Below are 23,979 nucleotides of genomic sequence, written 5' to 3'. Positions count from 1 at the left end.
TGATGTGTTACCAATAGTGGGTGGATGCATTCGAGGCGATCGCCGACCCGACTCGTCGGGCGCTCGTCGAACGTCTCGCGCAGCGTCCCGCACGCGTCGTCGATCTCGCGGCCGAACATCCGGTCAGCCGCCCGGCGATCTCGCGCCACCTCCGGGTCCTCGGCGAGGCCGGCGTCGTCGCGGCCGTCGACCATGGCCGTGAACGGCACTACGAACTCGTGTCCGGGGGACTGGCGCCGGTACGCGGCTGGCTGGACGGACTGGCGTCGGGAGCAACGCAGCCGTTCGGCGAGCATCATCTCGACGCCCTCGACCTCGAGGTTCGACGCACCGTGCGGGAGTTCGCCGACCCGAGCATCCAGACCGGCGAACAGAAGGAGACAGGATGAAAGCCGAAGTGACGGCCACCGGGCGCCAGGAGATCCGCGACGGGGTTGCCTATGTGGTCCTCGAGCGCACCTTCGACGCGCCGGTCGCCGCGGTGTGGGCAGCCATCACCGAACCGACCCGGCTTGAACGGTGGGTGGGGACCTGGGATGGGGATCCGACACACGGTTACGTCGACTTCCGGATGACCGCCGAGGGCGAGGACGCGGAGGCGGAGCGAATGGCCATTCTGGAATGCGAGCCGCCGAACCGGCTCGTCGTCGAATCGAAGAGCCCGGACCCCGACGGCGGGGCCGACGACGTGTGGCGACTGGAGTTGGATCTCACCGAGGCCGACGGTACGACCACACTCACGTTCGCGCAGGGGCTCTCACGCCCCGAGATGGCCGAGAACGTCGGTCCCGGGTGGGAGTACTACCTCGACCGGCTCGTCGCGGCCGAGTCCGGCAGCGGCGTCGACGCGGTGGACTGGGATGCCTACTATCCGGCGCTGTCGGCTCCTTACGCGCAGATGTTCGCCGGCTGAGCACGTCGCGACTCTTACGCGACGGTAATCGGGCGGCAACACGGCCTCTTTAACGTCTCCGGTCATGACACGACCCCTGGGTACGGGGATCAACATCTCTGGACTGACCAAGACGTTCACCTCTCGTTCGTTGCGCGGGAGTTCGACGGTGGCCGCGTTGTCCGACGTCTCGTTGAGCACGTCGGAGGGTTCCTTCCTGTCGTTGCTCGGCCCGTCGGGCTGCGGCAAGTCGACGGTGCTGCGTATCCTCGCCGGCCTCGAGGACGCCACCTCGGGGACCGCGCTGATGAACGGGCAATCGCCCCAGGACCTCCAGCGAAATCATGAGCTGGGCATCGCCTTCCAGGATTCGGCGTTGCTGCCGTGGCGCTCGGTCGAATCCAACATCAAGCTGCCGCTGCAGGTCGGGGGAATGCCGGCCGACGACGACCTCGTCGCCGACCTGATCGAACTGGTCGGGCTCAAGGGCTTCGAGAAGTCCAAGCCCGCGATGCTCTCCGGCGGTATGCGCCAACGTGTTTCGATCGCCCGTGCTCTGGTGGTTAAACCGACCGCACTGCTGCTCGACGAACCGTTCGGCGCGCTCGACGACATGACCCGGCAGCGGCTCAACGTCGAACTGCTGCGCATCTGGACCGAGAAGCCGGCGACCACGCTGATGGTCACGCACGGTATCGCCGAGGCGGTCTTCTTGTCCGACGTGGTCGCGGTCATGAGTCCGCGGCCGGGCACGGTGGCGGAGGTGGTCCCCGTCGATCTGCCGCGGCCCCGCATCCCGGAGATGATGCGCACGCCCGAGTTCCACGCGATACACGACCACCTCTCCGGCCTCCTGTTCGGTAAGCGGGCGACCGCGCAACCGGCCGAAGTCGTAGCGCCCGAACCTGTTTCGGAGGGCGTGAGTGGCTAGATTCGGATCGGTCCGATGGGTGGCCGGTCTCGGGGGGATCGTCGGACTCATCGTGGTGTGGTGGATCGCCGGTGCGTTGGACCTGTTCGGCGGAACGATCCCGACGCCGTGGTCGGTGCTCGCCGAGATCGGCGAGACCGGGTCCACCTATTACGTCGACAACTTCTCGCTGACAGTCGAACTCGCATTCCGCGGATTCCTCTGGGGCAACGGGCTTGCGATCGCCCTGGCCGTCACCGTGATCCTGTTTCCGCCGGTGGAAGGACTGGCCACCCAGCTCGCGATCCTGTCGTACTGCACGCCGATCATCGCTGTCGCGCCGATCATCCAGGTGGCCTTCGCCGAGGTGACGACGATGATCGTCTTCCTCGCCGCCATCTCGGTGTTCTTCACGACGATGATCGGGACGTTGTCGGGTCTGCGCGCACCGCACTCGGGAAGTCTCGACCTCATCAAGGTCTACGGCGGCGGCCGCTTCGCGCAACTGTGGCGGGTGAGATCCGTCGCCGCACTGCCGAACACCCTGGCCGCCATCAAGATCGCCGCTCCGGCCGCAGTTCTGGGTGCCGTGCTCGGCGAGTTCCTCGCGATGCCCGAAACCGGTGCCGGACCGGCGATGATCATCGCCCAGCAGAGCGGCGACATCCCGCAGGTGTGGGCCATCGCCCTGATCAGCGGGGCGATTGCCGGCCTCGGCTACGCCGTGGTCGCGGCGATCGCCAAGTATGCGACGGCCTGGTCGAACGGAACGGCGGCGGGACGATGAGCACTGAGGTGAGAACTCTCAGGGCGGGGGGCTTCGGAACCGGTGGTCTGTGGGCGGCAGGACGTTTCCTCGGATCCCTGCTGCTGTCGTTCGCGCTGATCCTGGTGATCTGGTGGTTGTTCCTCCTGGCCTTCCCCGACATCGGGCCGATCATCGGGCGCACGCCTGTCGACGTGTTCGATTACCTGTTCGTCGACGCCGACGCGCCGGCGGCCCGCGCCGAGATCTTCGGCAACCTCTGGATCACCCTGCAGGACGCGGCAATCGGGTTCGTCGCCGGTATGCTCGCGGCGATCGCCACGGCGGCGATCTTTGTCGTGTCCCGTTCCGCGGCACAGACGTTCATGCCGATCGCGATGCTCCTCCGGTCGGTGCCGCTGGTCGCGATGACACCGCTGATCACCGTCATCGTCGGTCGGGGAGTCGCGGTGGTCGCGGTGATGGGCGGGATCGTCGTGTTCTTCCCCGCGCTCGTGATGATCATGACCGGGCTGTCGAATGCGCCGCGTCAGATCACCGATGTGATCAGTGTGTACGGCGGCGGGCGCTGGACGGCATTGCGCCGCTCTGCGATTCCGTCGGCGGTGCCGTCGCTGTTCGGCGCGGCCAAGGTTTCGGTGCCGGGCGCGCTCATCGGCGCAACCGTCGCCGAGTGGTTGGGGACCAACAAAGGCCTCGGTGCGTCACTCCAGCGGGCCCTGCCCGCGGCGGCCTACGACGAGCTGTGGGCCTCGGTCCTCGTCATCACCGTGGCTTCGATCGTCATCTACGCCGTGGTGGGTGTCATCGAGACTGTCGTCCTGTCACAGATGGGAACGCAGCACAACTGAGGTCGGGCGCACGCTCGACCGCATCTGCTTCTGGCGAAAGGTAATTCTCACATGGCCAACTCCTTCGACCGTCGGTCGTTTCTCCGCTATTCGATGATGGGCGGCGCAGCCGCCGGTGCCCTCGGTCTGACCGGCGCGTTGTCGGCGTGCAGTTCCGGCGGTACCGCGAGCGGGGGCACGAGCTCGACCAACCCGAAGGTGCAGCTGTCGTGGCAGAAGAACATCGAGTTCGCGGGTGAGTACTTCGCCATCGAGAACGGCTACTTCGAGGAGGAAGGTCTCGGCACGCCCGAGCTGATCACCGGCGGTGGTGCGGGTACGGGCGTCGAGAATGGTCTGACGTCGAACAAGGTGTGGATCGGAATGTCCTCGCCGCAGCTGACCGCGCCGGTGATCCTGCAGGGCGCAAAGCTGATGACCGTCGCCGCGACGTTCCAGCGCAACCCGTTCTGCATCGTGTCGTCGGCCGACAAGCCCATCCTCGGTCCCGAGGACATGAAAGGCCGCAAGATCGGCGTCCAGGCGACCAACGAGAACGTCTTCCAGGCGCTGCTCACCGCCAACAACATGACCGAGGCCGACATCCAGAAGATCACTGTCCAGTACGACCCGACGCCGCTGAAGAACGGTGAGGTCGACGGCTGGGTCAGCTATGTGACGAACGAGCCGATCACCTTGGAGGAAAGCGGCTTCCCGAATGCCAACTTCCTGTTCGCCGACTTCAACCTGCCGCTCGTCGCCGAGACCCTGGTCCTCCGGCAGGACACCATCGACAACGAGCGAGACAAGGTGAAGGCGTTCCTCAAGGCGGACATCAAGGGTTGGTACGACGCGGTCGCCGACCCGGCGGGGTCGGCGCGGCTCGCGGTCACCAAGTACGGCAAGGACCTCGGTCTGGACGAAGCCGAACAGACCAAGGAGGCCATTGCCCAGAACACCCTCGTCGTCTCCGCGGACACCAAGGCCAATGGCCTGCTCACGATGACCGACGAACTGATCGCGCAGAACATCGAAGCCCTGGGCAAGGGCGGTTTTGCCATCAAGGCCGAGCAGATCTTCGACATGTCGCTCGTCAAGGAGGTCTACGAGGAGAACCCCGACCTGAAGAAGTGACCGGCCCTATCATTGGTGCACGGTCGATGGCCGTACAGCCGATGAGCAAGGGAGCAGGCGATGTCGGACTTCATCCGCAAGATCAAGCAAGAGGCCAGGGCCGTCTCGGCTGCCATCGACCAGGAACTGACCGTCCTCGAAGGAGTCCCCGGGTACGACCCGCTCGCGGATGACACCGACGAGTCGTCCGACGAGTCGGCGTCAGTCGAACCTGCGTCCCTCGAATCAGGGGACGAGACGACCAAGTAGAGACGACGCGGCAGACACGACGCAGCGGCCGCCGGGCGGGTGGTCCCGCCCGGCGGCCGTGGTGCGTCGCGCTCATTTCCTCACAAACCGCAGCAGCGCTTCGTTGACCTCGGCGGCATGCGTCCACAGGAGGCCGTGAGGAGCGTCCTCGATCTCGACGTACTCGGCCTCCGGAACGGCCTCGTGGAAGCGGCGGCCGGTGGCGTCGATCGGCAGGATGTTGTCGGCGGTGCCGTGCAGGATCAGCGTCGGCTTCCCCGAATCACGAACTGCGGCAACGTCGGAGCGGAAGTCCTCGATCCATGTCGGGACGACGGCGTAGGCCGCGACCGGTGCGCTGCCGACAGCGGTGATCCAGTTGGCGTCGACGACCTCCTGGGTGATGCGGGTCCCGAGGGTGTCGTCGAGGTTGTAGAAGTCCTTGTAGAACTGGGTGAACCAGGCGTACCGGTTTTCCTTGGCGGCCTGTGCGATGCCGTCGAAGACCGCGGCGTCGACGCCGTCGGGGTTGTCGTCGGTCTTCACCAGGAACGGCTCGAGCGCTGCGAGGAATGCGAACTTGGCGATCCGCTCGGTCCCGTACTTTCCGGCGTAGCGTGCGAGTTCGCCGGTGCCCATCGAGAATCCGACGAGGATCACGTCGCGCAGGTCGAGGGTCTCGAGCACGGTGTTCAGGTCCGCGGCGAAGGTGTCGTAGTGGTAGCCGGTGCCGACCTTGCTCGACTTGCCGAAACCTCGACGGTCGTAGGTGATGACCCGGTGGCCGGCGTCGAGCAGCTCGCGAGCCTGCAACTCCCAGCTGGCGCCGTCGAGCGGGTAGCCGTGGATCAGCACGACCGGCTGACCGGTCCCGTGATCCTCGTAGTACAGCTCTATGACGGTGGTGTTCTCGGTGCCGACGTTGATGTAACCCATGGCGATCACTTCTCTCTTCTGCAGCGACCCGAGGGGGTCTGATCGGAGCTGTGGAGAACGGAGGTTCTCCGAGCTGGTTGCTACACTAGAGAACGATCGTTCCCCACGCAAGGGGTAACCAGGAAATCGGGTGAGGATGGTGCGTCGTGGCAGCTTCGGAGAACACCGCGGTAGACCCGCGAGAGCGGATCATTCGGGCCGCGGATGAACTGTTCAACGCCTATGGGGTGCATGCGGTCGGGATGGACAAGGTCCGTGACGCCGCAGGTGTCTCGCTCAAGAAGATCTACTCGCTGTTCCCCTCCAAGGAGGCCCTGATCCTCGCGGTCCTCGACGATCGAACCCGGCAATGGAATGCGGGTGTCGCCGCCCGCACAGAAGATTTGTCGACGCCGCGGGAGAAGCTGCTGGCCATCTTCGACTTCCTGCTCGAATGGTTCGGTACCGACGAGTTCCGGGGGTGCGCGTTCATCAATGCCTATGGGGAGCTGGGCGGGGAGTTGCCGTCGGTGGTCGAGGCGGTGCGCAAGCAGAAGTGCGCATTCCAGGACTACGTGGCCGGCCTGGTCGAGGAGCTCGGCGGGCCGTCGCAGCTGGCTGCTCAGCTGGCGATCCTGGCGGAGGGGGCCCAGACGACGGCGGCGATCGCCGGCACTGCGCAGGCGGCCGGTGACGCGCGGAGTGCTGCGGAAACCCTGATCGACCAGGCTCTCGGCTGAATTGTTCGTTCGATTGAAGGAATGTCACCAACCGCATTGTTAGTGGGTCATCTGAACCAATTCGTGAGACATTATTCGCAATAAATCTCGCGAGAACAAAATTGAGCCATCATCTTGACCTGGGGAAACAGAATCGTTCCGAATCTTCGATTTGGTCTGCTAATGTCCCGGCGTAATCAATTCGTTGTGAGGTGCTTCGGGGGGGGCATTGGAACACAGCGGATCTCGGGCTGGGAAAGGTGCACAATGCGATTCACCGAGGTGGCGACGGCGGGATTCGGGCTGGCAGCGGCAGCCGCGATGACATTCTCCGGATCGGGAGGCGCGTCCGCGCTGCTGTTGATTCCGGCCTCGTTCACCCACACCCAGTCGCTCAGTGATGGAACGCTGACGGTGAAGGTGAACAACAACACGTCGTCGTCGGTGAAGTGCAATTTGTCCGTCCACGAGGCGAGCAAGGAGGCGCAGGTCAACCTGGCAGTCGCCATGGTGAACACCCACCTCGCCGGCGGGGTCAGCGATACGCTTCTCGCCGCGGCGCGCCAGGAAGTCGAGGCCGACGCGCTGAAGGTGGTGTGGACCAAGAAGTCGATCTCGTCGAACGGTTCGGCCACGGCCACGTGGAAATCCGGGCGTGCCGACACGTCCTACGTGATCTATCAGGATTGCTCTTCCGATTCGCTTTTGGGTCTGACGTTCAGCGGCCTCGCGCAGGTCTACAAGGTGACCGGAACCGGCAAGTCCCCTGACTCGCCGGACGCGGGCAATGGCAGCCTCGGCGGCCTGTTCGGCGGTCTGCTCGGATAGTTCAGCGGTCGTTGGGGAGGCGGGCGGGGCTCGTCGGCTCACCGTCGATTCGGCGTGGTGACTCGCGCGCCGGTCATGTTGCGGCTCTGGGCACATCGTCGTGCCCGCTTGAACCAGAACAAACAGTTCCCCGACGTCGTCGATTCGTCGGGCTCACCCGACGACACATGTTGTGGGGCAATGAATCATGCGTAGGAAAGGGATCAGATGCGGTTTTCACGCTTGGCACTGACGGGAATCGGAATGGCGGCCGGCGCCGCGGTGGCATTCACCGGAAGCGGAGAGGCGTCGGCGGCACTGCTGTTGCCGTCGTCGTACCCGCACACCCAGTCGCTCACCAACGGCACGCTGACAGTGAACGTGGGCAATGAGACGTCGAAGACGGCCACCTGCTGGCTGTCCATCCACGACGCGAGCAAGGAGACTCAGCTCGGTCTGCGCGTCGCCGCCGTCAACGCGATCATCGCCTCAGGTATCGAGTCCACGGTGCTCGACAATGCCCGGGCCGACGCGGCCGCCGGGGCGCTGAGGATCGTGTGGTCCGGCCAGTCCGTCGCCAAGGACTCGTCGGCGACCGGCACCTGGGTCTCGAACCGGTCCGACACGTCGTGCGCGATCTACCAGGAATGCACGACGCCTGATCCGATCACCGGCCTGACGATCAACGGCCTCGCGCAGGTGTACAAGGTCACCGGCACCGGCAAGCCGGCCGACAACGGCGGTGGTGACAACGGCGGTGGTGACAACGGCGGTGGTGACAACGGCGGCGGCGACTCGGGCAACGGAAGCCTGGGAAATCTGTTCGGCTCCAGCTAGTCCCACGGTCGGTGGGGGATCAGGCGGCCTCGTGGTCCGTCGAACCCCCACCGGCCGAACCGGTTTCGGAAGACTCGGAGTTCTCCCGATCGCCGCCGGTGCTACTGCTCGATGAGTCGTCGCCGCCGGTCGACGAGCCGGAATCCCCGGCTCCGCTGTCACCGGAGTCCGGCTTCCCTGAACCCGAACCCGAACCCGAGCCCGAGCCCGAGCCCGATCCCGAATCCGAATCCGAATCCGAATGATCGGAATCCGGCTTGTCGGAGCTGTCAGGCCGGTCGCCGGCATCTCCGCGGTCGGGCTCACGCTCGTCAGTGGGCGTCCGGTCATCCGTGGGGACGTCATCGACCGCCGGCGGCACGGCGCCGGCCGGGACGATCCCCCGCGTTTCCGGCGGACCCCCAGGTTTCTCGGCGCCGGTCGCGACTTCGGACGGCACAGTGACGGTGTATCCGTCGCCGGGCTGGTCCTGCTTCACCGAATCCGCGGCCGTGACCGGCACCGCCGCGGTGTCGGGATTGGGTGCCTGGGTCGGGTAGTAGGCCTCGGCGAGTTCATCCCAGCGGGCGAGATCGTCCTTGTCGTAGGCGATTCCGAGTGTGTCGTAGACGGTTGCCACCAGTAGTGCCAGGGGATGTGCCGCGTCGTACACGAGGTATGTTGTGTTGCCGCTGGTGTATTCGGTCGGGTCGCCCAGACGCTCGACGTCGCCGTAGGTGTGCGGTCCGTTGCCCGAGTGGATGGTGAGGAACCCGGCCGCGTTGACGACGAGTGACGTGACGGGGCGGTACGCCACCCACTGGAAGTTGCTGACCGGGTCGCCGACGACGATCACCGACACGATCTTGATCTTGCCGGTGGCTTCCGGGTCGCGGGCGCCGTTGGCGTCGATCCCGGCGACCGCCACGAACGGTTTCAGCCACGGCATCGTGTCGAGCCAGGCCTTGATGCCCCATGGGCTCCGCGGGTCGGCGACCAGGACGACCATGTCCTTGCCCGGAACGAGGAAGTCGTTGTCGTAGGCCCGAGGATCCTCGGCGGCGTCGCCGAGCGCGTCGGCGCCCTGCGAAAAACCGGTGTAGACGACGAACGGGCGGTCCTCACCCATGTTGGCGAACGCGGCCATCACGGCCAGGTTCTGGTTCATCGCATGCTCTTTGGACTCGTCGTAGCCCGGAGCGAACGGTGCGAGCGTGTTCGAGCGGCCGGCGATGACGGGTCCGAAGGACTCGGGGTAGTTCACGATCAGGGTCTGCCGGTGGCCGACGTACGGAAGGTTGCGCGGGATCAGCGTGGTGTCATTGGTCCCGGGGGTGACGACCATGATCGTGCTGTCGGGCAGGTCGGTGAAGATGTCGCTGGTGTTGTCGTGCTGCGTGGCCTCCCGCACGATCTCGCGATCGATGAGGGATTCGACGACGGCGGTGACGTTCGTCGACGCGACGGCGATCGGCACGACGGTGCCGAGAGACAACGCGCTGAGCGTCAGCGAAGTGGTTGTCGCGCGCGATGGTCTACGAGAAGATGTGGCGGTTCGCGCCGGTTGAGACCGGTGCCTTCCTCCCCGACGTGCCCCCAATTGACCTCCTACAGTCGGATAAAGTCTAAGGAGCGGGGGGCTCGGGATGTGTCATCCGAATGGATTAACACCGACATCCTGACACGCATTTATCTTTGCGTCGCTAAGAGGCTGGTGTAGGCGGTTCGCCGTCGGATGAAAAGCTCGGTGTGAATCCGGGGGATCGAGGGACGTCGTACGGGTCGGAGATCGCACGATCCCGGTGGAGCCGCCCAGGGGAATCGAACCCCTGACCTATTCATTACGAGTGAATTGCTCTACCGACTGAGCTAGGGCGGCGTGCTACGCGAGGCAGCGCAGACGAGTCTAGCGAGTCCATCGCCCGCAACAAAAACCGGCTCCATTCGAGTGCCTCGACGTGACCCCGCCCAGAATCGCCACCTTCGCCCAGGCGCGCTGTCTGCGGCTCGCGAACCTGATCTGACCTGGCGATTCCGGCGAGCGCTCGGGGCTCAGAGCGGGTAGTCGGAGCCGCACACCAGCGGCACCCGATGAGCGGGGTCGAGGGCGTTGCGGACGAGCGCGGCGACGGTCGGGGAGCAGGCCATGCCGACGTGACCGATCTTCGACGCCGGGCACACGTCCTGGATCAGCGTGTTGACGACGTTCGGGCCGGGCGTCATCAGGGTGTTCGTGTACGGGGTGGAGATCTCGTCGAAGCGGGTCGCGAAGTTGACGTAGTCGATCGCCGGGTGCCGGGGGCCCCAGTAGCTCTGGCCGGGAGCCCGGGCCGGGAGTCGGTCGGTGATCGAGCCGACCCGCGAGGTTCCCTGGTGCGATGCCGACAACGCGATGATGGTGTCCACCTGCGTGGCGCGGCCGGGAAGCTGTGTCACCAGCTGGGCGATCGCTCCGCCTTGGCTATGACCGATGAGGTCGACCTTGGCGGCGCCGGTCGCGGCGAGGACCTTGTCGATGAACGGCGCGACCTGCTGCGCCGCAGACCGTTCCTTGTTGCCGAGACCGCCGGTGTTGCCGCTCCACGACGCCTGGCCGTAGGTGAGGCTGAAGACGCAGTACCCGGCGTTGGCGAGGGTCGGAGCGAGGTAGGCCCAGTTGGCGCTCTGGTTCATCGCGGTCGCGTGCAGCAGAACGATCGGGTCTCGTCCTTCCCGATCCCGGCAGTCGAACCGGTTGCTGCCGGCGGGTGACTCGGTGGCCGGACTGAGGTAGTGCTCGGCGATCGCCTTGTTCACATCTGTGGTGACGGCGAAGGGCGCGGCCTGCGCGGTGCCCGGGGCAAGCAGCACGCAGGCCGCGGCGAACGCGGCCGCGGCGGCGAGTCCTGATCGGAGACGGTTCATAGGGGACATTGTCGCCCATGACCGTCAGGGCGACAGGCGGTCTCGCGCCCTACGCCAGGATTTCCGCCATCTGCGTCAGACGGATGCTGTTGCCCGACGGGTCGCGGAAGCCGGCATCGATCCCGTACGTCCTCGGGGCTGCGTTTCCCTCCGGTGGAAATCAAGCTACGCGCGGACGGGTGTGACGGTCTTCTTCCCGGGTGCTGTCTTCGGGAGCTCTTCGGCCGGCGGTTTCGGCCGTTCGACACGACTGGCCGGCCCCGGCCGTGAACAGACGCGGAGCACGCATGCGGGAACGTGCGCGTACGTGGCGGCAGGCGGGAACGAATCCCGGTACGCGGTCGGCGTCTTGCCGAAGGCGCGGGTGAAGCTCGTGGTGAACGATCCGACACTCGACAGTCCCACCGCCACGACCTCGCGACCGGCGCGCGCCATGTCCGGCGGTGGCTAGGTGTTGTCGCGACGGAGGAACTCGACGCCGCGTGGTGAGAGTGCGTAACCGACCTCGAGGCTTTCGGTCAGTCCCAGTTTCTTCAGCTTCGTGACGTCGTTCTTGAAACCGGCTCGGTCCCTGCCGAGTTCGGCGGCGAGGTCGGTGGACACGACGCCGGGCCGCCGGCCGATGAGCGCGAGGATGTCATGCGTCCAGGGCCCGTTCTGGGATCGAGTGTCCATCCGGTCGAGCCGCGAGCGGATGTCCGCGACGTCGTCGTCGGAGAGATCGTCATCGGCGCGGAGTGCGATGCGCGGGTCCTCGCCGATGCATCGGAGTCCGAGTCGATAGGTCGGGTTGTGGGTGTTGACGCACAGGGTCGCCCGCAGGTCGTCGACAGTCTCGTAACCGGCCCGTCGCGCCTCTTTCGCGGTGATCTTTGCGGGATCGACGCGCTCCATCGACGTCACCTCGATGACGTGTGTCAGTGCGATGAAGCTCGACCCGGGTCGGATGCGGGGATGTCCCCAACGTCGGAAGGCGAGGTCGACGGAACCGTCGGCGATCCCGCGCGCCACTGCAGCTGTGAGAAGCACATCTTCGACCGTAGCGAGGGCGCCGCGGCTGCGCAGCCAGTCAGAACCGGTGCAGGTGATGCCTGTGGAGGATGTCTGAGATGTTGCTGAGAGCTGTTGTAGGGTGACCCGAGATCAGCGACGGCAGTGCCGGCGCCCGGGGGGTCTTCCTTTTGGTGTCGTGTCGTCGCGTGCACAACTGACGACGACGATCACCAGCCGGGAGGGGGTCTCATGGTGCTGCCGCGTCCGCAGTCCCTGTGGTTCCCCGACGTTCCCGCGTGGCCGTCCTCCGGAACCACGCCGGCGGCCGATCTGGCCGCTCACCTCGCCCGATTCCGTTCCGTCGACGCAGCTCAGGGCGATGTCGGCGGCACCGCGGTGGCCGTTCTCGACGCTCCGGCACTGCCCGTCGAGCCCTCGGCGCCGAGGTTCGAGACCCCGGTTGCCGAGATTCCGGGGAAGCCGTCGTCCGATCTCGATGCCTTTCTCGCCGAAGCCGAGAAGTCGGTCCGCGCGAAGCGAAAGACCATGTCCGGCAGGGCTCCCGGCTGGCGTCGGTTCTTGGGTTCGGGACCGCGAATCGCAGGTGCGGCAGCCGCGATCCTTGTGATCGTGGTCACGGTGGTTGTCTCGATCTCTCTCGCCGGTGGCGGTTCGGACCGCCCCGGGGTCACCGCGGACGCCACGGCGTCCACGGCACCGACTGAGGTGCCGTCGACGTCGGGCGTCGTCGGTCACCCGGCCTGCGCGCAGCGTCCTATCGGCTCGGGGACCACCGTGTCGAACGACGACGAGACGGGCGATCAGGAGTCCGGTCCGGGCGCGATCCGCGCGTTCAACCACGCCTACTACGTCCTGCGCTCGGCGAAAGCCGCACGCGCCGTTGCCGCCCCGGGTGCAGTCGCCTCCGAGTACGTGATGCAGCAGTACATCGATCAGCGCCCCATCGGCACGCGGCACTGTCTGAAGATCACCGAACGGGCGCCCGGCGAGTACTCGGTGGTGCTCACCGAATTGCAGCCCGACGCGGCGCCCATCACCTATCGCCAGGTCATCCGCACGTCCACGACAGGCGGCCAGACCTTCATCCAGTCCATCAAGTCCGTCGAATGAGTTCAGACAGAAAGCCATTCAGATGGCGCAGAAAGGTAGTCCTGAGATGACCCAGAGCCGAGGTCGGCATCGTAGGCGTCGGGCGCCGAGTGGTCCGTTGTTGTCGGTGACGTCTGCTGTTGTGGCGGTGTCGATCACTGCTGGTGCGGGTGCGGCGTTCGCTGTTCCGGAGCAGGGTGGCACCGATCCGTCGGATTCGGCGCCGGGTCAGGGTGGTACGAGTCCGTCGGATGTGGCGCCGGGTGTTCCGGCTCCGGGTGATGCGGTGGTGCAGCCGGTTGTTGTTCCGGGTCCGGGTTCGATTCCGGGTCCGCCGGTCGAGGCTCCGTATCAGTCGTATGACCAGTCGTTGTCGCAGAGTTACCAGCAGCCGTATTCGCCGGCGATCACCAATCCTGTTGCGCCGCGGGTTGCTCCGCCGGTGCGTCCGATTGCGCCGCCGCCGGACAAGATCCGTGTGGGTAACTTCGTCACCGACATCCCGAAGGGCCTGTCCGACAGGGATGTGAACTCGATCAATGCGTGGTCGGCGTATGGCGAGGCGAAGATCGCTCAGGGTTTGATCTCGGTGGGTGTGCCGGAGGACGAGGCGAGTCGTCGTGCTGCTGCCACGATCATCGGTGTGATGGCCGGTGGCACGGCTGGTGCTGTCGCGCTGGGTATTCCGGCAGCGGTTGTCGGAGCCGTGGGTGGTGCAGGTGTCGGCGCGGTCGCAGGGGCACTCATACTCGGTATCCCTACTTTCGGTGTCGAGGCACCGTACGGGGCTGGTGTTGGCGCTTTGATCGGCGCGGGAGTTGGTGGCGTTGGCGGTGCTGCGGCAGGCGCTGCTCTCGGTTTCGCACTCGGCGGCACTGCAGGCGGTCTCCTCGCGTACTCGCTCGGTGCCGGTGATCCGGGGGCGGATCCGGATGAACCCTGGCAACAGAACGGGCCTCGGCGTGCGGCGCCCGAGGCTGATGGGCCGAGCCAGTTCGAGTTCCACCTTTCACCTGAGGAAGCACGCCGCTCTGGTCTTCCTGCTGTCGATTATGTGGTCAACCACCGCGGGAACGTGAATCTCAAGCTCGGGACTTCAACCCATAAGTGGTCAGGTGAAGAGGCGCGAGCACCGTACGCGGTTCTAGGTCCGGGGGCTGAAAAGTCTGTTCGAGACTGGACCAGGGCGCAATCAGACAGCGTGAAGAAGGCGATTCCGGGTAGCGAGGTTCTGTGGCCGGCGGAAAGCACACGGTAGTTCGGGTGGCCATTGGTTCGGCCCTCACGAAGCCTGACGGACGCTTCCTGAGACGAATCAGCGCATAGAGACAGGCGGAGAGAAGATATGAAAAGATTGGCAGTGGCCGCGGCGGCGTCTGCAGTTGCTGCGACTGCAAGTTTGGTCGGGGCGGGGCAGGCGTCCGCCTCTCCTATACCTCACTTTCCTGCGTCGACTTCCTTCGGGACGTTCGGCGACCACTCCTTTTGTCATGGTGTCTTGAGGGTCGATGTCGACGCGCCGCCGCAAAAGCGCGGTGTCGTGCGGGTGACCGTTACCTCTCTTGGGTTCACAGGCAATGGGGCAACGTGGAAGCGAAACCCAAACTGTCGCATGCGAATTAACACGCTCTACAACGGTTCCGCGGGGCTTGGTCGGGAGAAGTGGGTCACCGCTTCGTTCGGTCCTCGTAGCGGCGCGAAGAAGGTTTGGGAAGTCGCCACGGGATCAGGTCCCGCGTCTATCGGTTTGACGACCTATTCGGTAAACAGTCCCGTCCGCGTGCGGCAGGGATACAACGGTGGCGCCTACGTGCTCGTTCCGTAGGGCGCGCCGTAATCCGGGTTGACTAGTGAAGTTCGCTGGGAGAGGGAGCGCAGCGGTGACCCAGAGTCGAGGTCGGCATCGTAGGCGTCGGACCCCGAGTGGTCCGTTGTTGTCGGTGACGTCTGCTGTTGTGGCGGTGTCGATCACTGCTGGTGCGGGTGCGGCGTTCGCTGTTCCGGAGCAGGGTGGCACCGATCCGTCGGATTCGGCGCCGGGTCAGGGTGGTACGAGTCCGTCGGATGTGGCGCCGGGTGTTCCGGCTCCGGGTGATGCGGTGGTGCAGCCGGTTGTTGTTCCGGGTCCGGGTTCGATTCCGGGTCCGCCGGTCGAGGCTCCGTATCAGTCGTATGACCAGTCGTTGTCGCAGAGTTACCAGCAGCCGTATTCGCCGGCGATCACCAATCCTGTTGCGCCGCGGGTTGCTCCGCCGGTGCGTCCGATTGCGCCGCCGCCGGACAAGATCCGTGTGGGTAACTTCGTCACCGACATCCCGAAGGGCCTGTCCGACAGGGATGTGAACTCGATCAATGCGTGGTCGGCGTATGGCGAGGCGAAGATCGCTCAGGGTTTGATCTCGGTGGGTGTGCCGGAGGACGAGGCGAGTCGTCGTGCTGCTGCCACGATCATCGGTGTGATGGCCGGTGGCACGGCTGGTGCTGTCGCGCTGAGTATTCCGTCGGCGGTGGTTGGTGCTGTTGGTGGGGCCGGGGTCGGTGCCGTCGCCGGTGCGATCGTCGGGTCCTTGCCTCCCTACTACATCTTGGGTGGTCCGGGCGCGGCGATTGGGGCCGGAGCCGGTGCTGCGATCGGAGGCGTCGGTGTTGGCGTGGCCGGAGCTGCACTTGGATTCGCAATTGGTGGCACCGCAGGCGGTCTGCTTGCGTACTCACTCGGTGCAGGCGACCCCGGGGCTAATCCGGATGAACCGTGGAAGATCGACGGCCCCCGACACGCGTTGCCGGAGAACGACGGCTCGAACCAGTTCGAATTCCACCTATCGGCGGAGGACGCTCGTCGTTCAGGTCTTCCGGCAGTCGATTACGTCGTGAACAACCGTGGAGATGTGGACGTTAAGGTCGGGTCTTCGGTCCACAAATGGTCCGGTCAGCAGGCTCGCTCGCCGTATGCCGTGTTCGGTCCGCATGCTGAGAAGTCCGTTCGGGACTGGACTAGGGCGCAGTCGGACAACCTGAAGAAGACCATTCCGGGGAGTGAAGTTCTCTGGCCCGGGGAACTGTCCAGGTAATAGTTGCTCCGTTTCGCGTAAAGCTACTCGAGCAGGTCGCAACCGTGTTGTCCGCACTGAACGAAATTGCAAGCGAGGAAGACACGTTCAACGCGCCCGTGAAGGGCAGTCGAAGGGAGATCGATGAAGAAGTTACTTGTGGCGCTTGCCGGGGTTATTGCGGCGGCGATGGGTCTGGTTGGTGTTGGGACGGCCTCGGCCGCACCGGTTCCACAAGTCTCGCCGACCGGGTACAACTTCGGAACGTTCGGTGACCATGCCTCGTGTCGCGGTGCGATCAATGTGACGGTGGATGCACCAGCGAAGAAGCGTGGAGTTGTGCGGGTGACGGCGCGATCGCACGGCTTTACCGGAGACGGTGCCGGATGGAAACGAAATCCCAAGTGTCGGGTACTCTTCGGGAATTTCTTTACCAGCGTGCGCGGGTACAACCTTGAAAAGTGGGTAAGCGGAACGTTTGGGCCGAGGCCAGGGGAGAAAAAGGTCTGGGAGATTGCCACGGGATCCGGTCCCGTCAGTCTTGGGTTCGGCGGTTTCTCGCCTAATAGTCAGGTTCGGGTGCCCGCCGGTTATGGGGCGACGATCTACATGCTGGTTCCCTGACTTCTTCCCGTGGTGCCGTTCACTGTTCGTGGACGCGCGCCGAATGGCCCGGCGGGCGCGCCTCAGCCGATTGGGTACGGCGCCTACCTTCTGGTTCCATAAGGACCGATGACTGCTCCAACACCTCGCGACGGCGACCCGCAGATCTGGGATGAGCGGGCCGTCGTCGTTTGTGGAACTGCCGGCGGGGTCGGCACGTCTGTCGTGTCGGCCCTTCTCGCCGAACATCGCGCCGCGTCGGGTCTCGGCCTGCTCTCGTGGTGGGTCGATGCCTCCGGCAACGACTGCGACATCGAACTCCGCCTCCGCGGGACCGGCAACGAAGAGTTGCTGCGCACCGCGTCGGGCACGGGCCTGTGGCTGCCGCCCGACGAGGCGGCCGTCACCGACGCCGTCGTCGAGGTGTGGCGGCAGGGAGCAGTGCCGGTGATCGACGCCGGGGCGCATCCGCTGACGCTGCTGCCCGAACTCGCCGAGGACGACCTCCCGAACCTCACGCCCGTCCTCGTGATCAGCCCACGCCCCGACCTGCTCAACCGGGCACGCGTGATCTTCACGGAGTGGGACCGCGCCGGCGTACTCGAGAACACCGTCGTGGTGATCGACTCCCAGCTGCCGGTACAGCAGCAGACGGGCCTCGCGGACATGCTCGTCGGTGTGGTGTCCGGGGCGGTCGGCCCGGTGATCGGCCTCGATTACGACCCGGTCCTCGGTGCCGGGACCTCGATCGACCAGGACGCTCGACGCGGGTTCCTGCCTGCAACGGTCGAGTCCATCGCGAAACTCGCGGCAGCTACGTCGAACCGGCACTGACAGCGATTCCAGAGCGCGGCCTGAGTGCCGGAAAACGGCACCCAGGCCGCACTCTGGGAAACCGGGCCCTTTCGAAACAGGTCTCGAAGGTGCAGCATGGGGCAGTATGACCGGGTCCACGCGCACACCGCTCAACGCCAAGCAGGCCACCGAGGTCGTCGCCGACCCGTGGCGCGTCGTCGCCGACAAGCTCGTGGCCGCCTACCGCACCGGTTCGATGGTGCGGGGTCTCGAGTTCGTGACCAGGATCGTCGACGCGGCAGAGGAAGCCAACCATCATCCCGACGTCGACCTGCGTTACGGGTCAGTGCATCTCGCTCTCACGACACACAGCGCGCATCAGCTGACCGAAGCCGATGCGGCGCTGGCCAACCGGATCACCGGGATCGCCGCCGAGATGGCCCTCGAGAAACTCGTGGGCCCGGTGACGGCGATCGAACTCGCGATCGACGCCATGGACATCGGTGCGATCCGTCCGTTCTGGCAGGCAGTCCTGGGTTACTCCGACGGGAATGACAGGGAACTCGCCGAGCTCGCCGACCCGACCGGGCGGCTGCCGTCGGTGTGGTTCCAGCAGATGGATGAAGCTCGCCCGCAACGTAACCGGATTCACTTCGACCTTTGCCTACCGCACGACGAGGTGCACGAACGACTGCAAGCGGCGATCACCGCCGGTGGGCAACTGCTCTCGGACGAGTTCGCACCGGCGTGGTGGATTCTCGCCGACCCCGAGGGCAACGAGATCTGCTTGTGCACCTGGCAGGAACGGGACTGAAACACCTGCGGAAAAGAAACAAGCCGGTTCGATCGAGATGATCGAACCGGCTTGTGACACACAATTTTACGAGCAGAGGCCCTCGTCCTGCGCCGCCTTGGCGACCGCCGCCGCAACGGCCGGTGCGACCCGGTCGTCGAGCGGGCTGGGCACGATGCGATCGGCCCGCAGGTCGTCGGCGGCCACCGAGAAGATCGCCTCTGCTGCAGCGATCTTCATGCCCTCGCTGATCCGGCGTGCACCCGCGTCGAGTGCGCCCTTGAACACGCCCGGGAAGGCGAGCACGTTGTTGATCTGATTCGGGAAGTCGCTGCGACCGGTCGCGACGACGGCCGCGTACTTGGCGGCGGCCTCGGGGTGGATCTCCGGATCGGGGTTCGACAGCGCGAACACGATCGAGTCGTCGCTCATCGACGCGATGATCTCCTCGGGGATCAGGCCGGCCGATACGCCGATGAAGACGTCGGCGCCGTCGAGGGCCTCCACCGCTCCGCCGGTCAGGCCGCGCGGGTTGGTGCGGCTCGCGAGCTCGGCCTTCGACTCGTTCAGGCCGTCGCGGCCGGCGGAGACGATGCCCTTCGAGTCGAGCACGATGACGTCGGTGATGCCGACCGCGAGCAGGATGTTGGCGCAGGCGACACCCGCGGCGCCGGCACCGGAGATGACGACCCGCAGGGTGGTGATGTCCCGGCCGAGGTGGGTCACGGCGCCCTTCAGGGCGGCGAGGACCACGATGGCGGTGCCGTGCTGGTCGTCGTGCATGACCGGGCAGTCGAGCGCCTCGATGACGCGGCGCTCGATCTCGAAGCATCGCGGTGCCGAGATGTCCTCGAGGTTGACCGCGCCGAAGCTCGGACGCAGACGGATCAGGGTCTCGACGATCTCGTCGGGATCCTTGGTGTCGAGAACGATCGGGATCGAGTTGAGTCCGGCGAAGCTGCGGAACAGTGCGGACTTGCCCTCCATGACCGGCAGCGACGCACGCGGGCCGATGTCACCGAGGCCGAGCACAGCCGATCCGTCGCTCACCACGGCCACCAGACGGTCGGTCCAGGTGTACTTGTTCACCAGGGTGGCGTCGGTGTCGATCGCGCGTGACACCTGGGCGACGCCCGGGGTGTAGGCGATCGACAGGTCGCGCTGGGTGTCGATGGGCGCGCGAAGTTCGACGGACAGCTTGCCGCCGGCATGCGCCAAGAAGATCTCGTCGTCGGTGATCGGCAGATCGGCAATGGTCGGTTCGGTGATCGGGGTATCGCCCATACGTGTGTCCTCCGTGCTTGTCACGGTCGGGTCCTCCTGAATGCCGCGAAACGCGGGTTGCATCGTCTCGCCGGCCACGCTGCCCGCGAGCTGTAGAGATCCGCATCGACGCGAGAGCGGATGGCTCAGCGGACGCGATCAGGGCCCGCGAGCGAGGTGACGCTCGTTACGGCCACATTAAGTGTCTCACTGCTTGGGATCGCCATGAAAGGCGGGTCGGCCCAGGTCGCGGCGTCATCGCCTATTGGTAAGGTACGACTTGTGTCTATGTTGCATACCTCTGCTGAATCCGCTGCTGAGCGGGTATATGCCGAGGTCAAAGAGCGAATTCTCACAAACGAGATCGCCGGCGGTGAGCTGATCAGCGAGGGCGAGATCGCCTCGAAGTGCTCGGTGAGCCGCACTCCCGTGCGGGAGGCTTTTCTGCGTCTCGAGACCGAAGGGTGGATGCGGCTCTACCCGAAGCGGGGAGCGCTCGTGGTGCCGATCGGCGACCGCGAGAAGCGTGACGTCGTCGACGCGCGCCGCCTCCTCGAGGGACACGCCGTCCGGTCGGTCACGTCTCGGCCCGCCGCCGTCGCCGAGCTGGCCGAGCGACTCCGCGACAACCTCGCCGCCCATCGACGCGCCGACGCGACCGACGTCGCCGAGTTCTCCCGGCTCGACGCCGCGTTCCACCAGCTCATCGCCGCAGCCGGCGACAATCCGCTCCTCGCCGACTTCTACACGACGCTGGGCGAGCGGCATCGACGCATGACGATCGCCTCGGTGCATCGTGACGCCGGGGTTGCGGCGCGCATCCTCGCCGATCACCTCGATCTCCTCGGCGCCATCGAAGCCGCCGACGCGGACCGTTTCGAATACCTCCTGGCGGGGCACCTCGCCGGTGTTCACGACCTCCCGGGGGAACCCGCATGACCGACAACCGCAACCGCTTCGGGTGGCCCGCTGTCTCGCTGGCCGTCTTCGCGGCCGCGTGGGGCGGCAACGAGTTCACCCCGCTGCTGGTCATGTACCGGCAGATCACCGACCTGTCGCCGGTCGTCGTCGACGCCCTGCTGTTCGCCTACGTGCTCGGCATCGTGCCCGCCCTCCTGATCGGCGGGCCGCTGTCGGACCGGTTCGGTCGGCGGCCGCTCATGCTGCCGGCACCGGTGTTCGCGGCGCTGGGCTCGGTGTTGCTGGCCGCAGGGTCTCAGTCGGCGGCCCTGCTGACCGTGGGACGCATCTGCAGCGGCATCGCACTCGGTCTGTCGATGGCGGTCGGCGGAAGCTGGATCAAGGAGCTGTCCGACCGCGACGGTGCACGGGCCGGGGTCGGCGCCGGACGCGCGGCGATGAGCCTCACTGCCGGCTTCGGTGTCGGCGCAGGCGTCGCCGGTGTGCTCGCCCAGTGGGGCCCCTGGCCGCATGTGCTGCCGTATCTGGTGAACATCGCGATCGCGGTCTGCGCGGGAGCCCTCCTGACGGTCGTGCCGGAGATGCGATTCCGCAGTTCGACGCCGGGCCGTCTGATCGACGACCTGCGCATCCCGGCCGCCGGTCATCGACGGTTCATGTTCGTCGTCCTGCCGGTCGCGCCCTGGGTCTTCGGCGCCGCGGCGTCGGCGTACGCGATCATCCCGGCGTTGATGTCGGCACGGACTTCTGGAGCGCCGATCGCCTTTGCCGCCCTGTGCTGTGTCCTGGGGCTCGGCGCCGGGTTCGGCATTCAATCGGTGGGTCGACGCATCGACGTTCCGGGGAGCTCGCGTGGCGTGGTCGTCGCCCTCACGACCCTCGTTGCGGGCATGCTCGTCGCCGCACTGGCGGCACACGTGCTGACGGTCTGGCTGTCCCTGATCGCCGCGACCCTGCTGGGTTGCGGCTACGGCATGGCGCTGATCGCCGGGCTCCTGGAGGTGCAGCGCATCGCCGGGCCCGACGACCTCGCCGGCCTGACCGCCGTCTTCTACAGCGTGACCTACCTGGGCTTCGCCGTCCCGGCGCTCCTGGCATGGATCACCGAGAAGTGGACGTCGATCACCTACACCGAGATGTTCACGTTCGGTGCGGTCGCGGCGCTGGCCTGCCTCGCCGTCGCCGCGTCGGGGCACACCAGGCATCGCCCGGAAGTCCGGCCGGTGTCCGGCGAGCGGCCGATGCGCGACGAGAGCGTCGTCACCGGACAGTCGCACTGAGACGACGCCGGGTACCCTGCTGAGTGTTTGGTCGGGGCCCGGAAGGGAGTGGAAACCGGGTCTCACCGTGGGTGTGACAAGCGAGTGTGGAAAGGCGCGGGGTGATGGTGCTGGCTGCGTGGGTCGTGATCGTGTCCGCGCTGGTGCTGATCCTGCCGGGCGCCTTCGTGGGTCGGCGGATGAACCTGCCCTGGCCGGTGGCGTTCGCGGCCGGACCGGCCATCACGTTCGCCCTGGTCTCCATCCTCACCGTCCTGTACTCGGCGGTCGGCTTCGAATGGAACGCGGTCTCGGCGCTCGTCGGCCTGGTCCTGGCCCTTGCCGGCGCCTGGCTGTACTCGCGGCTGCTCGGCACGGGGATCGGACGTCGTCTCGCGCCGGTACCCACTGAGACCGGCGAGCCTCGCGTCGGCCGCACCGCGATCCTGCGTGCGGCTGCAGGCCTCGGGCTCGGTGGACTCATCATCGCGATCACCTGCATCCGACCGGTGGCCAAGACCGCCTTCGCGGGACTGAACAACATCTCACAGGTGTGGGACTCGTTGTGGCACGCCAGTTCTCTGCGATGGATCGACGAGACCGGGATCGGTTCGGCCATGCGCATGGGCGAGCTGATGAACTACGACACCCAGGGGTTCAACTACTACCCGAACACGTGGCATGCGCTGGGTGCCTTGCTGTTCCCGCTGACCGGCGCGAACCCGGTCGAGCTGTACAACACGTATTCGCCTGCGGTGCTGGCCGTCACGGTCCCGCTGGGTGTGGCGTCGTTGGCCTACTGGTTCGCCCGGCACCGCTACGACGTCGACAACTCTGCGTTGATCGCCGGCACGGCCGCCGCCGTCGCCGCGCTGTTCCCGTCGCTGCCGTACGTCGAGGTGCAGCTGACCTCGGTGCCCAATGCCGTCGGCGTGAGTCTGGCTCCGGTAGCAGCGGTCCTGGTTCTGAGCGTCGTCCGAGACCGGTCGCGAGTGGCACCTGCGGCCCTGGCCGTGGCCGGCGTGACCGCAACGCATCCGTCCGGTCTGATTCTCGTCGGCGTCATCGTCGGCCTGTGGTGGCTGTGTGAGGGTCTGTGGCGTCCGGCGACGAGTCGTTTGGCAGATCTCGCGACCCTGGCTGTCACCGCCGTCCTCACGATGATCTTGATCTCCCCCGTGGTGATCGGCACGATCCGCGTCGCCGACACCAACGAACTCCCGTTCTTCGACTTCCGGGAAGAAGGGATCGGAGTGCTGCGCGGCCTGGCGCAGGGCGCGTTCAACGGCACGATCCCGCTGGAGCTCAACCACTTCCCGATCTGGCCGCTGATCATCGTGACCGTCCTCGGCCTCGGGGTGCTCGCCTGGCTGCGATGCTGGGCGGGACTCGCCGTCTGGCTGGTCTTCGCGCTCGTGACGACCAACTCGGTGGTCTCGCTCGGTCTGCTGTCGTACCCGCTCGGCGCCATCGGCGGCTACTTCTACAACTCGCCGCACCGCCTCACCTTCGTCGTCGCCATCTTCTCGGCCGCGGCCGCCGGTGTCGCGATCGGCGTCGCGGTGATCGCGCTGATCGGCGTCATCGGGCGGCGGTTCGCGCAGTCCGACGAGACGTCCGTCAAGGGCACCGCTCGCGCGGGTTGGCTGGTCGCGTCGACGTACGTGGTGTTGCTGGCGTTGATCGCCGGTGCCGCGGTGGTCCGCTACCCGCCGAACGCCCAGATCGCGTCGAAGGAGCGCGGTGGCAAGTATGTCGGTCCCGACGACCTCGCCGCCTACGCATGGCTCGCCTCGCAGCCCGACGCCCAGGACGTGCTCGTCCTGAACAACCTGGACCAGGGCACCGGCTGGCTGTACCCGGTCACCGGCGTCACCCCGATGTTCCCGTTCTATCGGGCCAACGAGTTCTCCGAACGGCAACGCGACCTCTTCTGGGGCGTCGCGAAGATCGGCGCCGACCCCGCGACCGACCAGATCGTCCGGGACATGAACGTGCACTATGTGATCGACTCCCCGACGAGTTACTGGGAGTTCCAGCGCGGCCGACCCGATCCGGCGAACGGCCACCAGGGCGACCCGTTCCTGGAGCTGCGCGAGAACGGCGCTCCTGGACTGACAGAGGTGTTCCGCCAGGGCGAGGCCGTCGTCTACCGCGTCAACGACCTGGTCTACCCGCCGCCACCGCCTGTCGAGGGTGCACCGGCTGAAGGCGTGCCGCCAGTGGAGGCTCCGCCGGTTCCGGTCCCCGCTCCCTGAGCTGTGAGGAGTG

24 protein-coding genes, 1 tRNA gene and 2 pseudogenes are annotated in these 23,979 nt (G+C 66.2%); 19 read left to right on the top strand and 8 right to left on the bottom strand.

Going from position 1 to position 23,979, the window contains the following annotated elements:
* Nucleotides 1–20: 20 nt before the first annotated feature.
* The 7 genes from C5O27_RS02395 (at nt 21) to C5O27_RS02365 (ending at nt 4,781) form a co-directional block, all read left to right on the top strand.
* Entirely contained in the window at nt 21–389 is a 369-nt protein-coding gene (locus C5O27_RS02395; RefSeq protein WP_127961830.1) for an ArsR/SmtB family transcription factor, read from the top strand.
* Nucleotides 386–913, top strand: a complete 528-nt coding sequence (locus C5O27_RS02390; RefSeq protein ID WP_127961829.1) for an SRPBCC family protein — start codon at nt 386–388, stop codon at nt 911–913. The genes C5O27_RS02395 and C5O27_RS02390 overlap by 4 nt, the downstream gene beginning before the upstream one ends.
* Nucleotides 914–977: 64 nt before the next feature.
* Nucleotides 978–1,823 carry an ABC transporter ATP-binding protein gene (locus tag C5O27_RS02385; protein WP_035754783.1) on the top strand — a complete coding sequence of 282 codons (846 nt, stop codon included), beginning with the start codon at nt 978–980 and terminating at the stop codon, nt 1,821–1,823.
* Nucleotides 1,816–2,589 (top strand): ABC transporter permease, encoded by a 774-nt coding sequence (locus C5O27_RS02380; RefSeq protein WP_127961828.1) that lies wholly within the window; start codon nt 1,816–1,818, stop codon nt 2,587–2,589. The genes C5O27_RS02385 and C5O27_RS02380 overlap by 8 nt, the downstream gene beginning before the upstream one ends.
* A complete protein-coding gene (locus tag C5O27_RS02375) occupies nt 2,586–3,419 on the top strand; it encodes an ABC transporter permease (RefSeq protein ID WP_127961827.1) in 834 nt (277 codons plus the stop codon). Before C5O27_RS02380 ends, C5O27_RS02375 begins: the two co-directional genes overlap by 4 nt.
* 51 nt (nt 3,420–3,470) lie before the next feature.
* Nucleotides 3,471–4,532, top strand: coding sequence for an ABC transporter substrate-binding protein (locus tag C5O27_RS02370; protein ID WP_075863595.1), 1,062 nt, complete (start codon nt 3,471–3,473; stop codon nt 4,530–4,532).
* 60 nt (nt 4,533–4,592) lie between these two features.
* Entirely contained in the window at nt 4,593–4,781 is a 189-nt protein-coding gene (locus C5O27_RS02365) for a hypothetical protein (RefSeq protein WP_127961826.1), read from the top strand.
* A gap of 72 nt (nt 4,782–4,853) precedes the next feature.
* Here C5O27_RS02365 and C5O27_RS02360 read toward each other — a convergent pair whose 3' ends face one another.
* Nucleotides 4,854–5,696, bottom strand: a complete 843-nt coding sequence (locus C5O27_RS02360) for an alpha/beta fold hydrolase (protein WP_127961825.1) — start codon at nt 5,694–5,696, stop codon at nt 4,854–4,856.
* A 146-nt stretch (nt 5,697–5,842) separates the two neighbouring features.
* Here C5O27_RS02360 and C5O27_RS02355 point away from each other — a divergent pair, with 146 nt between their 5' ends.
* The 3 genes from C5O27_RS02355 (at nt 5,843) to C5O27_RS02345 (ending at nt 8,038) form a co-directional block, all read left to right on the top strand.
* Nucleotides 5,843–6,415: a TetR/AcrR family transcriptional regulator gene (locus C5O27_RS02355; protein ID WP_127961824.1), complete on the top strand. Its 573-nt coding sequence runs from the start codon at nt 5,843–5,845 to the stop codon at nt 6,413–6,415.
* Nucleotides 6,416–6,676: 261 nt separating this feature from the next.
* On the top strand, nt 6,677–7,222 hold the full coding sequence (locus tag C5O27_RS02350; protein ID WP_244216579.1) for a hypothetical protein: 546 nt from the start codon (nt 6,677–6,679) through the stop codon (nt 7,220–7,222).
* A 207-nt stretch (nt 7,223–7,429) separates the two neighbouring features.
* Nucleotides 7,430–8,038, top strand: coding sequence for a hypothetical protein (locus C5O27_RS02345; RefSeq protein WP_127961822.1), 609 nt, complete (start codon nt 7,430–7,432; stop codon nt 8,036–8,038).
* Nucleotides 8,039–8,057: 19 nt separating this feature from the next.
* On the opposite strand, the gene C5O27_RS02340 is transcribed toward C5O27_RS02345, so the two are convergent.
* The 6 genes and pseudogenes from C5O27_RS02340 to C5O27_RS02315 all read right to left on the bottom strand — a co-directional run bounded on the left by C5O27_RS02340 (nt 8,058) and on the right by C5O27_RS02315 (nt 11,950).
* Nucleotides 8,058–9,512, bottom strand: coding sequence for an alpha/beta hydrolase family protein (locus C5O27_RS02340; protein WP_127961821.1), 1,455 nt, complete (start codon nt 9,510–9,512; stop codon nt 8,058–8,060).
* A 308-nt stretch (nt 9,513–9,820) separates the two neighbouring features.
* Nucleotides 9,821–9,896, bottom strand: a tRNA-Thr gene (locus C5O27_RS02335).
* Between the two features lie 173 nt (nt 9,897–10,069).
* On the bottom strand, nt 10,070–10,921 hold the full coding sequence (locus C5O27_RS02330) for an esterase/lipase family protein (RefSeq protein WP_425269591.1): 852 nt from the start codon (nt 10,919–10,921) through the stop codon (nt 10,070–10,072).
* 49 nt (nt 10,922–10,970) lie between these two features.
* Nucleotides 10,971–11,054, bottom strand: a pseudogene (locus C5O27_RS22890) (VOC family protein); the annotation flags it as partial.
* 32 nt (nt 11,055–11,086) lie between these two features.
* Nucleotides 11,087–11,332, bottom strand: a pseudogene (locus tag C5O27_RS02320) (AraC family transcriptional regulator); the annotation flags it as partial.
* A gap of 36 nt (nt 11,333–11,368) precedes the next feature.
* Nucleotides 11,369–11,950, bottom strand: a complete 582-nt coding sequence (locus C5O27_RS02315; RefSeq protein WP_006359066.1) for an ASCH domain-containing protein — start codon at nt 11,948–11,950, stop codon at nt 11,369–11,371.
* Nucleotides 11,951–12,163: 213 nt separating this feature from the next.
* Here C5O27_RS02315 and C5O27_RS02310 point away from each other — a divergent pair, with 213 nt between their 5' ends.
* From C5O27_RS02310 to C5O27_RS02280, 6 genes are all read left to right on the top strand, one after another.
* Entirely contained in the window at nt 12,164–13,045 is an 882-nt protein-coding gene (locus C5O27_RS02310) for a DUF8176 domain-containing protein (RefSeq protein WP_127961819.1), read from the top strand.
* A 121-nt stretch (nt 13,046–13,166) separates the two neighbouring features.
* Complete coding sequence (locus C5O27_RS02305) at nt 13,167–14,282, top strand: hypothetical protein (protein ID WP_127963740.1); 1,116 nt, start codon at nt 13,167–13,169, stop codon at nt 14,280–14,282.
* Between the two features lie 697 nt (nt 14,283–14,979).
* Nucleotides 14,980–16,095, top strand: a complete 1,116-nt coding sequence (locus tag C5O27_RS02295; RefSeq protein ID WP_127961818.1) for a hypothetical protein — start codon at nt 14,980–14,982, stop codon at nt 16,093–16,095.
* A gap of 123 nt (nt 16,096–16,218) precedes the next feature.
* Nucleotides 16,219–16,698: a hypothetical protein gene (locus tag C5O27_RS02290; RefSeq protein ID WP_005198347.1), complete on the top strand. Its 480-nt coding sequence runs from the start codon at nt 16,219–16,221 to the stop codon at nt 16,696–16,698.
* 108 nt (nt 16,699–16,806) lie between these two features.
* Nucleotides 16,807–17,511, top strand: coding sequence for a hypothetical protein (locus C5O27_RS02285; RefSeq protein ID WP_127961817.1), 705 nt, complete (start codon nt 16,807–16,809; stop codon nt 17,509–17,511).
* Between the two features lie 106 nt (nt 17,512–17,617).
* The gene (locus C5O27_RS02280; protein ID WP_127961816.1) at nt 17,618–18,286 is read left to right on the top strand and encodes a VOC family protein; all 669 of its coding nucleotides are present in this window, start codon (nt 17,618–17,620) and stop codon (nt 18,284–18,286) included.
* A 66-nt stretch (nt 18,287–18,352) separates the two neighbouring features.
* Here the strand turns inward: C5O27_RS02280 and C5O27_RS02275 are convergent, their stop codons facing one another.
* A complete protein-coding gene (locus tag C5O27_RS02275; protein ID WP_006356930.1) occupies nt 18,353–19,549 on the bottom strand; it encodes an NAD(P)-dependent malic enzyme in 1,197 nt (398 codons plus the stop codon).
* 267 nt (nt 19,550–19,816) lie between these two features.
* Between C5O27_RS02275 and C5O27_RS02270 the strand changes: the two genes are divergently transcribed.
* The 3 genes from C5O27_RS02270 (at nt 19,817) to C5O27_RS02260 (ending at nt 23,966) form a co-directional block, all read left to right on the top strand.
* Complete coding sequence (locus tag C5O27_RS02270; RefSeq protein WP_127961815.1) at nt 19,817–20,467, top strand: GntR family transcriptional regulator; 651 nt, start codon at nt 19,817–19,819, stop codon at nt 20,465–20,467.
* Complete coding sequence (locus C5O27_RS02265; protein ID WP_127961814.1) at nt 20,464–21,729, top strand: MFS transporter; 1,266 nt, start codon at nt 20,464–20,466, stop codon at nt 21,727–21,729. Before C5O27_RS02270 ends, C5O27_RS02265 begins: the two co-directional genes overlap by 4 nt.
* Before the next feature lie 104 nt (nt 21,730–21,833).
* Entirely contained in the window at nt 21,834–23,966 is a 2,133-nt protein-coding gene (locus tag C5O27_RS02260) for a DUF6541 family protein (protein ID WP_127961813.1), read from the top strand.
* The last annotated feature ends 13 nt before the right edge of the window (nt 23,967–23,979 follow it).

The organism is Gordonia alkanivorans, assembly GCF_004011905.1.
GTDB lineage: Bacteria > Actinomycetota > Actinomycetes > Mycobacteriales > Mycobacteriaceae > Gordonia > Gordonia alkanivorans.
Note: the sequence above shows the minus strand (reverse complement) of the source record. Positions and strands in the feature narration are given on the sequence as shown.